At 72.3% G+C, this 10342-nt stretch carries 10 protein-coding genes and 1 pseudogene; 1 reads left to right on the top strand and 10 read right to left on the bottom strand.

Annotated features, from left to right (window positions below; genetic code table 11):
• A partial coding sequence (locus tag EEJ42_RS38635) for an NsdA family TPR-like regulatory protein (RefSeq protein WP_123106831.1) occupies positions 1-998 on the top strand: 998 nt, incomplete at its 5' end.
• A 10-nt stretch (positions 999-1008) separates the two neighbouring features.
• Here the strand turns inward: EEJ42_RS38635 and EEJ42_RS38630 are convergent.
• The 10 genes and pseudogenes from EEJ42_RS38630 to EEJ42_RS51435 form a co-directional block, all read right to left on the bottom strand.
• A complete protein-coding gene (locus EEJ42_RS38630; RefSeq protein ID WP_123106829.1) occupies positions 1009-1401 on the bottom strand; it encodes a YccF domain-containing protein in 393 nt (130 codons plus the stop codon).
• A complete protein-coding gene (gene htpX, locus EEJ42_RS38625; protein ID WP_123106828.1) occupies positions 1398-2261 on the bottom strand; it encodes a zinc metalloprotease HtpX in 864 nt (287 codons plus the stop codon). Before htpX ends, EEJ42_RS38630 begins: the two co-directional genes overlap by 4 nt.
• A 133-nt stretch (positions 2262-2394) precedes the next feature.
• A complete protein-coding gene (locus EEJ42_RS38620; RefSeq protein WP_123106827.1) occupies positions 2395-3951 on the bottom strand; it encodes an NADH-quinone oxidoreductase subunit N in 1557 nt (518 codons plus the stop codon).
• Positions 3951-5537 carry a complex I subunit 4 family protein gene (locus EEJ42_RS38615; protein WP_123106826.1) on the bottom strand — a complete coding sequence of 529 codons (1587 nt, stop codon included), beginning with the start codon at positions 5535-5537 and terminating at the stop codon, positions 3951-3953. The genes EEJ42_RS38620 and EEJ42_RS38615 overlap by 1 nt, the downstream gene beginning before the upstream one ends.
• A 3-nt stretch (positions 5538-5540) precedes the next feature.
• Positions 5541-7559: an NADH-quinone oxidoreductase subunit 5 family protein gene (locus EEJ42_RS38610; protein WP_123106825.1), complete on the bottom strand. Its 2019-nt coding sequence runs from the start codon at positions 7557-7559 to the stop codon at positions 5541-5543.
• The gene (gene nuoK, locus EEJ42_RS38605) at positions 7556-7993 is read right to left on the bottom strand and encodes an NADH-quinone oxidoreductase subunit NuoK (protein WP_123106824.1); all 438 of its coding nucleotides are present in this window, start codon (positions 7991-7993) and stop codon (positions 7556-7558) included. Before nuoK ends, EEJ42_RS38610 begins: the two co-directional genes overlap by 4 nt.
• Positions 7993-8550 (bottom strand): NADH-quinone oxidoreductase subunit J family protein, encoded by a 558-nt coding sequence (locus EEJ42_RS38600; protein WP_123106823.1) that lies wholly within the window; start codon positions 8548-8550, stop codon positions 7993-7995. The genes nuoK and EEJ42_RS38600 overlap by 1 nt, the downstream gene beginning before the upstream one ends.
• Complete coding sequence (locus EEJ42_RS38595; protein WP_184503482.1) at positions 8547-9149, bottom strand: NuoI/complex I 23 kDa subunit family protein; 603 nt, start codon at positions 9147-9149, stop codon at positions 8547-8549. The genes EEJ42_RS38600 and EEJ42_RS38595 overlap by 4 nt, the downstream gene beginning before the upstream one ends.
• Positions 9149-10111, bottom strand: coding sequence for a complex I subunit 1/NuoH family protein (locus EEJ42_RS38590; RefSeq protein ID WP_123106822.1), 963 nt, complete (start codon positions 10109-10111; stop codon positions 9149-9151). Before EEJ42_RS38590 ends, EEJ42_RS38595 begins: the two co-directional genes overlap by 1 nt.
• Positions 10108-10342: pseudogene (locus tag EEJ42_RS51435) on the bottom strand (hypothetical protein); the annotation flags it as partial. The pseudogene EEJ42_RS51435 and the gene EEJ42_RS38590, both read right to left, overlap by 4 nt.

Genomic DNA, 10342 nt, shown 5'->3' with positions numbered 1-10342 from the left:
GCGAGAGGGACACCGTCCCCGGCGGGCCCTCGGCCTCACTGGCCGAGGGCCCGCCGGGCGACCCGCTGGCACCCCTCGGGGCGCGGTCCGGACGACGTATCGGCGCCGGGACGGTGGCCCGGCTCGCCGCACGCGTGCATGCACTGCGACTGGCCGATGACGTGCTGGCAGGGGGCAACCTGATCGGCCCCGCCTTCCGTGAACTGGGGGCGGCCGTACGGCTGTACCGGGAGACCAGCCACAGCGAGGACGTGGGCAGGGCGCTCTTGGTGCAGATCGGCGAGCTGGCCCAGATCGCGGGGTGGATCGCGAGCGACGCCGCCCACCACGAGCAGGCGGAGCGCGCCTACTCCATCGGGATCTCGGCCGCGCGGCAGGCCGGTGACGGGCCGCTCGTGGCCCATCTGGCGGGCAGCCTCGGCTACCAATTGAGCAACACCGGGCGGGAGCGTGAAGGGCTGGGGCTGGCTCTCGCGGCCGTCGAGGAGGCGGGTGCGGACGCCCCTGCCGAGGCCAGGGCCCTGTTCCTCGACCGCGTGGCCTGGGCACACACCCGCGCCGGGGAGGCACAGCCCGCCGTCCGGGCGCTCGGCGCGGCACACGAGGCCCTGTCGGCGGACGGCGGCGCGGAGGCCCCTCTGTGGGCCTACTGGGTCAGCCGCGAGGAGCTGGAGGTGATGGACGCCCGGGTGTTCACCGAGTTGCGGCGCCCGCTACGGGCCGTACCGCTCCTCACCGACGTGCTCGCCCGGTATGACGCCACCCACGCGCGAGAGGTCGCCCTGTACCGCTCATGGCTGGCGGTCGCCCTCGCGGACGCCAACGAGCCGGAACAGGCCGCCGCCGAGGCGCGGCTCGTCGTCACGGCGTCCGCCGACGTGGCCAGTGAGCGGGCCGCCGAGCGGTCGCGCGTCGTACTGCGCAGGCTGCGCGGCTTCGAGGACGTACCCGAGGTGCGCGGACTGCTCGACGAGCACGGTGGGCTGCTCGCCGGGTGATCAAAGGTGATCAGCGGGCGGCGAAGGGGCGGTCCGTGGGGACGATGTCGTGGCCCAGGGGGGTCAGGGAGATCGGGATCAGCTTGAAGTTGGCGATGCCCAGCGGGATGCCGATGATCGTCACGCACAGCAGGACGCCGGTGACGATGTGGGCGAGGGCGAGCCACCAGCCGGCGAGGACGAGCCACAGGACGTTGCCCACGCAGGAGGCGGCGCCCGCGTCGCGGCGGGGGACGGCGGTGCGGCCGAAGGGCCACAGGGCGAATCCGGCGATGCGGAACGAGGCGATTCCGAAGGGGATGCCGATGATGGTGATGCACAGCAGCAGTCCGGCGAGGACATAGCCGCACGCCATCCAGAAGCCGCTGAATACGAGCCAGATGATGTTCAGAATGGTCTTCACGATTGCTCCCCCGCCATTTTTTCGAGTCGTGCGATGCGTTCCCGCATGGGCGGGTGGGTGGAGAAGAGCCTGGCCATGCCGATCCCGCCCCCGAACGGGTTGGCGATCATCATATGGCTGGCGGTCTCCAGTCGCGGTTCCGGGGGCAGCGGCAGCTGCCGGGTGCCGTGTTCGAGCTTGCGCAGGGCGCTGGCGAGCGCCAGGGGGTCGCCGGTGAGCTGGGCGCCGGACGCGTCGGCCTCGTATTCGCGGGAGCGGCTGACGGCGAGCTGGATGATGGCGGCCGCGAGCGGGCCCAGGAACATGATCAGCAGCATGCCGACGAAGCCGGGGCCCTCGTCGTCGTCGGACCGGCCGATGGGGATCAGCCAGGCGAAGTTGACCAGGAACACCACCACGCTGGCGAGCGCGCCGGCGATGGAGGAGATGAGGATGTCGCGGTTGTAGACATGGCTCAGCTCATGGCCGATGACCCCGCGCAGCTCCCGCTCGTCGAGCAGGCGCAGGATGCCGTCGGTGCAGCAGACCGCCGCCTTGCGCGGGTTGCGGCCGGTCGCGAAGGCGTTGGGGGCCTCGGTCGGGGAGATGTAGAGCCGCGGCATGGGCTGGCGGGCCGTGGTCGACAGCTCGCGCACCATCCGGTACAGCCCCGGCGCCTCGAACTCGCTCACGGGACGCGCCCGCATGGCCCGCAGGGCGAGCTTGTCGCTGTTCCAGTAGGCGTACGCGTTCGTCCCCAGGGCGACGAAGACCGCGATGATCAGCCCCATGCGGCCGAAGAAGCTGCCGATGACGATGATGAGCGCCGACAGTCCCCCGAGGAGTACGGCGGTCTTCAGCCCGTTGTGCCGGCGGTGCACGGTACGCCCTCCCAATGATGCACAGGGGAACCCTTGACTGGTGTCTCCACCTTTCAGTGGACCGTCCCGAACTGGTCAACGCCAGGTGAGGGTCACTAGTTCCCTTGTGCACCCGTGTGCACCTCGGGCGCCGCTAGAGCAGGGCGCCCGAGGCGAACCGGAGGACGAGCTGGGGGGCGCCGGAGAGGGCGATGCCCAGGACGGCGGCGAGTCCTATGGCGGCCGTCAGGGGGGCGGTGGCCGCCACCGGGGTGACGGATGCCACGCCGGTGGCCTCCTCCGAGGGGGCCTGCGGTGCGCGGAAGAGGACCGCCGTCCACTGGAGGTAGTAGTAGAGGGCGATCACCACGTTCAGCGCCATCACGACGGCCAGCCAGCCCAGGCCCGCGTCGACGGCCGTGGAGAAGACGGTCACCTTGGCGAAGAGCCCGATGACGCCCGGCGGCAGCCCGGCCAGGCACAGCAGGAAGAAGCCGAGCGCGAGGGCGGCGGCCGGGCGGGCGGCGTACAGGCCGCGGTAGTCGGTGATGCGGCCGGTGGCGTGCGTACGGGCGACGAGGGCGACGACCGCGAAGGCGCCGAGGTTCACGGCCGCGTACATGAGGGCGTACGCGACGGTCGAGCCGATGGCGTGGGCCGCGTCCCCGCCCGGGCCCGCGTATCCGGCGGCCGCGATCGGGACCAGCAGATAGCCCGCCTGGCCGACGGAGGACCAGGCCAGCAGGCGTACGGCACTGTGCGCGCGCTCGGGGCGCTGGCGCAGCGCGGCGACGTTGCCCGCGGTCATGGTGAGGGCGGCGAGGACGGCGACGGCCGGGCCCCACACGTCGTCGTAACGCGGGAAGGCGACGACGGTCACCAGGATGAGGCCGGAGAAGCCGACCGCCTTGCCGACCACGGAGAGGTAGGCGGCCACCGGGATCGGCGCGCCCACATAGGTGTCGGGGACCCAGAAGTGGAAGGGCACGGCGGCGGTCTTGAAGGCGAAGCCGACCAGGGTGAGGACGACACCCGCCTGGGCGAGCGTGTCGAGCCGCGGGTCGACCTGGGCGAGCCCGTCGGCGATCCGGGTCAGGTGCAGGCTGCCGGTGGCGGCGTAGACGAAGCTGACGCCGAGCAGCATGACGGCGGTCGCGGTGACCGAGGAGAGGAAGAACTTGAGCGCGGCCTCGGAGGAGAGCCGGTCGCCGCGGCGCAGCCCGACGAGCGCGAAGGCGGGGAGGGAGGCCACCTCCAGGGCGACGACGAGGGTCGCGAGGTCGCGGGAGGCGGGCAGCAGGGCGGCGCCGGAGGCGGACGACAGCAGCAGGAACCAGAACTCGCCCGCGGGGAGCCGCAGGTCCTGGATGCCGCTGATGGACAGCAGCGCGGTGAGCAGCGCCCCGCCGAGCACCAGGAGCTGGATGACGAGGGTGAAGGTGTCGGCCGTGTAGCTGCACGCGGCGCCGCCACCGGAGCCGACGCAGAAGGTGGAGCGGTCTCCGTCCAGCAGGGGCAGCAGGCTGAGCCCGGCCAGGGCGAGGCCCGCTATCGCCAGCCAGCCCAGCAGGGGCTTCCTGCGCTCGGGCAGGAAGAGGTCGGCGACGAGGACGGCGAGACCGGCCACGGCGGCGATGGTGGGCGGCGCGACGGCGAGCCAGTCGACGGACTGGACGAGGCCCGCAGCGAGGTCAGAGGCGATCGGAGTCATCAGTTGCCTCCCGCGAGGAGCTGCTGCACGGCCGGGTCGGTGAGGCCGAGGAGGGCCGCGGGCCACAGTCCGGCGAGGACGGTGAGGGCCACCAGGGGGCTCCAGGCGGCGAATTCGTAGCCGTGGACGTCGGCCAGGGCGGGCCGGGCTGCGCCGTGTTCGGCCCCGGGTTCCACGGGGTGGTCGCCCATGCAGACGCGCCGTACGACGATGAGCATGTAGGCGGCGGTCAGCAGGGTGCCGAAACCGGCGAGCGCCATATAGGTGAGGTACGCCGGGCGGCTGAGCCCGTCGGCGGGTTCGAAGGCGCCGAACATGGCGAGCATCTCGCCCCAGAACCCGGCGAGTCCGGGCAGCCCCAGGGAGGCGACGGCGCCGAAGGCGAGCAGCCCGCCGAGGCGGGGCGCCCGGCCGTAGAGGGCGGCGCCGCTGACGCCCGAGAGCTGGTCCAGGTCGGTGGTGCCGGAGCGGTCCTTGAGCGCGCCGACCAGGAAGAAGAGCAGGCCGGTGATGAGGCCGTGGGCGATGTTGGCGAACAGCGCGCCGTTCACCCCGGTGGGGGTGAGGGTGGCGATGCCCAGCAGGACGAAGCCCATGTGGCCCACGGAGGAGTAGGCGATGAGCCGCTTGAGGTCGCCGCCCGCGCCGCTGCGTGCGAGGGCGAGGCAGGCGAGGGATCCGTAGATGATGCCGACGACGGCGAAGGCGGCCAGGTAGGGCGCGTAGGTGTGGGCGCCCTCGGGGACCATCGGCAGCACGATGCGGACCAGGCCGTACGTGCCCATCTTGAGCAGGACGCCCGCGAGGAGGACCGAGCCGACGGTGGGCGCGGCGGTGTGGGCGTCCGGCAGCCAGCTGTGCAGCGGCCACATCGGGGCCTTGACGGCGAGTCCGACGATGAGGGCGAGGGCGGCGATGAGCTGGGTGGTGTGGCTGAGCCCGGCTCCGTTGTCGGTGGCGAGTGCCACCATGTCGAAGGTGCCGCCCTTGACCCCGATGAGGAGGAGGCCGAGCAGCATGACGACGGAGCCGAGCAGCGTGTAGAGGATGAACCGCCAGGCGGCGCGCTCCCGTTCGGCGCCTCCCCACCGGTTGATGAGGAAGTACATCGGGATGAGCGTCATCTCGAACGCCAGGAAGAACAGGATCAGGTCGAGGACCGCGAAGCTGGCCAGGGTGCCGCATTCCAGGAGGAGCAGCAGCGAGACGAATGCCTTCGGGGAGCCCCCGGCAGGCATGTTCTTGTACGAGTAGAGGGCGCAGAGGAACGTCAGCAGCGCGGTCAGGACGAGCAGGGGCAGCGAGACGCCGTCCACGCCGAGGTGGATGCGGATGTCCAGCGCCGGGATCCAGCTGATGTCGGTCTGGGCCTGCATCGCGCCCGGGCGGCCGTGGTCGAAGCCCGCGGCGAGCGCGATGGCGGCGGCGAGCACGGCGCCGGTGACGGTGACGCCGTGGCGCAGCACGGCCTGCTCCGGGTCGCGACCCCGCAGGCCGGGCGGGGCCGGGAACAGGGCGGCGACGGAGCCGAGCAGGGGGAGCACGACGACGGCCGCGAGGAGGTATTGCAGGACGGTGTGGTTCACGGGTCAGGCTCCCGCTGCGACGAGGACGGCGGCCACGGCCAGGACGAGGGAGCCCGCGAGCAGCGCGCCGAGATAGGTCTGCACGTTGCCGGTCTGGGCGCGGCGGACGGCCGCGCCGAGCAGGCGGGGGGCGCCGGCCGCGCCGCGTACGTACGTCTCGACGACCTCGCGGTCGAGGAAGCGGACGAGGCCGGCGGCGGCGCGCACGGGGCGGACGAACAGGGCGCTGTAGACGGCGTCGAGGTGGAAACCGGCTGCCGCGTGGCGGTGGAGGGGGCCGAGGAGGAGGCGGCCGGGGTCGGCGGGGTCGGTGGCCCCGGCGATGGAGCCGTAGGCGGCCTCGTGGGTGGCGATGGCCTCGACCTCGGAGACGGCGTCGGCGGCGTCCGGGTGGGCGGCCACGGCGCCGAGCGGGACGCGGGCGGCCCGCGCCGAGGTGTGCCGCCAGGCGCCGTACATGACCAGCACGCCGATGAGGGCGGCGCCGGTGCCGAGGACGGAGGTGGTGAGGGTCGGGGTGAGGGTCTCACCGTCGAACCAGTCGGGGAGGGTGCCGTAGGACAAGCCGAGGGCGACCGTGGGGATGAAGAGCACCCACAGGACGGCGTTCAGGGCGACCGGCTGCCGGCCGTGGTCGGGGGCCTGCTCGCCCTTGCCGCGGAAGGCCAGCAGCCACAGCCGTCCGGCGTACGCGGCGGTGAGCAGGGCGGTGAGCAGCCCTGCCGCGAGCACGGTCCAGCCGACGCCCGTGGGGACGGCGGAGGTGTGGCCGGTGGCGGCGTGCTCGGCGGCGCCGAGGACGGCTTCCTTGGAGAAGAAGCCCGCGAACGGCGGGATGGCGGCGAGCGCGAGCAGCGCGACCGTGACGGTCCAGTAGGCATCGGGGATGCGCTTCGCGAGGCCGGTCATGCGGGACATGGCGGCGAGGGAGTTCGTCCCGGCCGCGTGGATGATCACGCCCGCGCCGAGGAAGAGGAGCGCCTTGAACGCGCCGTGGGAGATGAGGTGGAAGACGGCCGCGCCGCGGTCGTCGACGGCCAGCGCGCCAGTCATGTAGCCGAGCTGGCCGACGGTCGAGTAGGCGAGGACGCGCTTGATGTCGTCCTGGGCGAGCGCGGCGAGCGCCGAGCCGACCATGGTGATCGCCGCCATGACGGCCAGGACGGCGAGCGCGGCGGCGGAGGACGCGAAGACGGGCAGCAGCCGGGCGATGAAGTAGACACCGGCGGCGACCATGGTGGCGGCGTGGATCAGCGCCGACACCGGGGTGGGACCGGCCATCGCGTCCGGCAGCCAGGTGTGCAGCGGGAACTGGGCCGACTTGCCCGCGACCCCGGCCAGCAGCAGCAGCGCGATCAGGGTGGGGTGGTCCAGCGGGACGCCGGAGGTGGTGGCGGTGAGCCGGGCGTAGATCTCGCTGATGCGGAACGTGCCGGTGTCCCCGGCGAGCGCGAAGATGCCGATCAGGAACGGGACGTCGCCGAGCTTGGTGACGAGGAACGCCTTGAGGGAGGCGGACCGGGCGGCCGCGGTCTCCCAGTAGTGGCCGACCAGGAAGTACGAGCAGATGCCCATGATCTCCCAGCCGACGAGCAGCACGATCAGGTCGTCGGAGTAGACGACGAGGAGCATCGCGGCGGTGAAGAGGGAGACGAGGGCGGCGTACGAGGGGTAGCGGGGGTCGTCCCGCAGGTAGCCGGTCGAGTAGATCTGCACGCAGCACGCGACGACGCCGACGAGGACCGCGACCAGGGCGGCGAACCCGTCGATGTGCAGCGCGAGGTCGATCGGGACCGAGCCGGTGTCGGCGAGCCGGGTCGCGACGGTCAGCGGCGCCTTCCCGGCGCCCTCGCCGCCGCCCTGGCGTACGGCGACGAGGACGGCGAGAAGTGTCGCGGCGACGGTGGGCAGGATGGCGAGGGGGCGTACGAAGCCGGGGGCGCGGCGGCCCAGCAGCAGTCCCGCGGCGGCACCGAGGAAGGGCAGGAGCGGGACGAGAACGGCGGCGGTCGTGGTCGTCACGCGGTCTGCCTCCGGGCGCGAGTTCCCTGGTCGGCGCGGTCGTCAGGACCGTTGGCGGGGCCGTTGCCAGGGCCGTTGTCAGTGGCGGCTGCCATGCTGTCGTCCATGGGGTCCTGGCCGGTCGGCGGGGGGTCGGCCAGGTCCCGGAGCCGGTCGACGTCGGAGGTGCCCCGGTTGCGGTACACGAGGAGGACGATGGCGAGACCGATGCCGATCTCGGCGGCGGCGATGGCGATGGTGAACAGGGTCAGCGCCTGGCCCGCGTGCAGGGTGTCGCGGAGCCAGACGTCGAAGGCGACGAGGTTGAGGTTGACGGCGTTGAGCATCAGCTCGACCGACATCAGCACCAGGATCGCGTTGCGGCGGGCCAGCACGCCGTACAGACCGGTGCAGAAGAGGAGGACGGCCAGCACGGCCGGGTAGGCGAGGTGCATCAGCGCTTCTCCTCCTTCTTGCGGGACAGCACGATCGCGCCGACGAGCGCGGCGAGCAGTAGTACGGACAGCGCCTCGAACGGCAGCACCCAGTACCGGAAGAGGCTCTCACCGGAGACCGCGGTGGAGCCCTGCACACCCTTGTCCAGGTCGATCCAGGTGGCCCGGAAGGCGTCCACGACCACCCACACCAGCGCGGCCGCGGCGGCGACGGCCACCGCGAGCGCGGCCGGGCGGTTGCCCGAATCGGCGTCCGGGGAGCGGCCGATGGGCGCCTTGGTCAGCATCAGCCCGAAGAGGAGGAGGACGACGACGGAGCCGACGTAGATCAGCACCTGCACCCAGGCGATGAACTCCGCGGTGAGCAGCAGGTACTCCACGGCGAGCCCGCCGAGCGCCACCACCAGCCACAGCGCGGCGTGCACCAGCTGCTTGGTGGTGACGGTGACGACGGCCGCGCCGAACGTCGCGATGCCTGCGAGAAGGAAGGCGATCTCGACGCCGGTGGGCGACAGGAACCCGTGGCCGCTGGCGGCCAGCTGGACCGCGGTGCTCACGAGGCGGCCCCGTTCGTCCCGTCGGAACCGTTCGCGTCGGCGGCTTCCGCTGCCTTCGCCTCTTCGGCCGCCTTCGCTTCGGCCGCGGCGAGCTTCTCGGCGGCCTTGCGGGCGGCGCCGACCTCCTTCGGCTCCTCGGCGGCCGGGTCGAGCGCGGGCGGCGCGGGCACCGTCCACATCCATTCGCGGAGCTTGTCCCGCTCATGGGTGAGGTCGCGGATGTCCTCCTCCGCGTACTCGAACTCCGGCGACCAGAACAGCGCGTCGAAAGGGCACACCTCGATGCAGATACCGCAGTACATGCACAGGGCGAAGTCGATGGCGAACCGATCCAGCACATTGCGGCTGCGCTCGCGCCCGCCCGGCGCCGCCGGGGGCACCGTCTCCTTGTGCGAGTCGATGTAGATGCACCAGTCCGGGCACTCGCGCGCGCACAGCATGCAGACCGTGCAGTTCTCCTCGAACAGCCCGATCACCCCACGGGTGCGGGGCGGAAGTTCGGGCTGGGCGTCCGGATACTGCGCGGTGTGCGACCTGCGGGTCATCGTGCGCAGGGTGACGGCCAGGCCCTTGGCCAGGCCGGAACCGGGAATACCCATCAGGAGATCACCACCTTGACGACGCCGGTGAGGGCGATCTGGGCCAGCGAAAGCGGAATGAGGCAGGTCCAGGCGAGCTTCTGCAACTGGTCCTCGCGCAGCCGCGGGTAGCTCACCCGCAGCCAGATCACGACGAAGGCGAGGACGGCCGTCTTGAGCAGCGTCCACAGCCAGCCGAGGTCGCCTTCGAACGGACCGTGCCAGCCGCCGAGGAACAGGACGGTGGTCAGCCCGCACAGGATGACGATGCCCGCGTACTCGGCGAGCAGGAAGAGCGCGAAGCGCAGCCCGGTGTACTCGGTGTACGCACCGAAGATGATCTCGGAGTCGGCCACCGGGGCGTCGAACGGCGGCCGTTGCAGCTCGGCCAGCCCGGCGGTGAAGAACACCAGCCCGCCGACGATCTGCCACGGCACCCACCACCACTCGAACGCCTCGAGGATGCCGGGCAGCGACACCGTGCCCGCGGCCATCGCCACGGACGCGGCGGTGAGCAGCATCGGCAGCTCGTACGCCATGAGCTGGGCGGCGGTACGGAGGCCGCCGAGCAGCGAGAACTTATTGGCCGAGGCCCAGCCCGCCATCAGCGAGCCCAGCACGCCGACGCCCATCACCGCGAGCACGAAGAAGACGCCCGCGTCGATGACCTGCCCGACCGCGCCGCCCGGGCCGATCGGGATCGCGACCAGGACCAGCAGGTACGGCAGCAGCGCGACGGCGGGCGCGAGCTGGAAGATCCGCCGGTCGGCCCCGGCCGGAACCACATCCTCCTTCTGCGCGAACTTCACGCCGTCCGCGACCAGCTGGGCCCACCCGTGGAAGCCGCCCGCGTACATCGGCCCGAGGCGGCCCTGCATATGGGCCATGACCTTGTGCTCGGTCTGACCGACGAGCAGCGGGAGGACCAGGAACGCGACGAGGAGGATGAGCAGTCGCAGCGCGACGTCGAGGACGTCGTTCACGCGGTGCCTCCTGGTGGGCCGTCGGGGTGGGTCGTCTCGTCGTCACCGGGTTCGCCGGTGCCCGGTTTCGCGGCTCGGGGTTTGTCGGTGCCGGGTTTCGCGTCGTCCGGCTGCTCCGGGGCGTCGGATTCCGCGGCGCCGGATCGGCCGTCGTCCGCGCCCGGCTCGCGGCCGGACCCGGCCGCGTCCTGCGCGGGGGCCTCCGGCGCGGGGCCGGACTGCTCCGCGTCG

It is taken from the genome of Streptomyces botrytidirepellens (assembly GCF_003721215.1).
Classification (GTDB): domain Bacteria; phylum Actinomycetota; class Actinomycetes; order Streptomycetales; family Streptomycetaceae; genus Streptomyces; species Streptomyces himastatinicus.
The sequence above is the reverse complement of the archived record's forward strand: the minus strand, read 5'-3'. Positions and strand labels throughout refer to the sequence as shown.

What these genes read in the sequence shown, in the direction of transcription:
- EEJ42_RS38620 (WP_123106827.1), bottom strand. Translation starts at nt 3,951, where the DNA reads ATGACTCCGATCGCCTCTGACCTCGCTGCGGGCCTCGTCCAGTCCGTC.
- nuoK (WP_123106824.1), bottom strand. Translation starts at nt 7,993, where the DNA reads ATGCACCTCGCCTACCCGGCCGTGCTGGCCGTCCTCCTCTTCTGCACC.
- EEJ42_RS38595 (WP_184503482.1), bottom strand. Translation starts at nt 9,149, where the DNA reads ATGGGTATTCCCGGTTCCGGCCTGGCCAAGGGCCTGGCCGTCACCCTG.